The organism is Glaciimonas sp. Gout2 (assembly GCF_035018905.1).
Classification (GTDB): Bacteria; Pseudomonadota; Gammaproteobacteria; order Burkholderiales; family Burkholderiaceae_D; genus Glaciimonas.
The window spans coordinates 1-1022 of record NZ_JASJXA010000121.1; the positions used below are offsets into that span (position 1 = coordinate 1).

Consider the following 1022-nt stretch of genomic DNA (forward strand, 5'->3'; position numbering starts at 1 on the left):
CTCCGAACGCTGGCTGACTAAACGCAATATTTGCAGCTATCACCAGCCATTTCATGCCGACACTCAGTTCCCACACTTTCACATCATTCCTTTGTTTTCGTTGTAACACCAAAAAGATGTGTCAGGCTAAGACCTACCGACTTCCTTACTTCATTCGAAAAATGTGAAGAGGAAGCATATCCGTGGGCTATAGCTGCCTCTGTTATCGATTGACGATCCGCAATCACTGCCAAAACAGCCTTTGCGAGCTGCCACTCTTTAAGTTCCGACTTCGGACTACTACCAGTTCCTGAACGAAATAGTCGACGAAAATGACATGCCGAAACGCCATACCGAGCACTCAGTGTTTTTAATTTTTCACCTTCCCCTCCCTCCCGTAGCAAAAAGGACACTATTGAATAAGTCTCCGTACGGCGTAACGCTGCAGAAATACGTATATATTCCGGGGTTTTGTCAATTGCCATTCGCAAGAACAAAGACTTTATACAACCACCGGTTACATGCAATTTTGGGAGCAATTCCACGTTATTTTCGGTAGGCCGAATTTCTAATTGCGTGCGCTCATCAAGTCCACTATCAATAAATACTTGAAGTTTAATTAGCACTTTTAAAGACTCTAGATTCACGGCATGCACCAACGTATTCCTCCTCAGCAGTTTCTACAAAAGGCACCAAAAGGCCACTATGCGACACGAATCGTTTTTTAACTTTGAAAGCTATGTGATCTCTTTTGTTTATTGCTACGTCGCTTTTACTCTTTATAAAAACGGCTTCTCCACAAGCTGAAGTCTATTTGCATCCGCTAAAAGAACAAATGGGACAGGGATTAAACATTGCGTATTTCTATAGGACAAAAACAAAAAAATAGGCGGGGCTTAACAAAAAATGGGCGCTATATACGGACATAAGTATCTATTTAGGTGAGAGGCAGCAAACCTTAGCTAGGGAAAATTAATTTCTATGAGGGCGTGACATTGCTCTGAATTTAGTGACTCAGGTAGCGCCACATTCGGCGTATTATT

At 42.3% G+C, this 1022-nt stretch carries 1 protein-coding gene; it reads right to left on the reverse strand.

The genetic code is table 11. From position 1 onward, the window contains the following. Positions 1-83: 83 nt before the first annotated feature. Positions 84-626, reverse strand: a complete 543-nt coding sequence (locus QN379_RS23405) for a helix-turn-helix domain-containing protein (protein ID WP_323507758.1) — start codon at positions 624-626, stop codon at positions 84-86. Positions 627-1022: the final 396 nt, after the last annotated feature.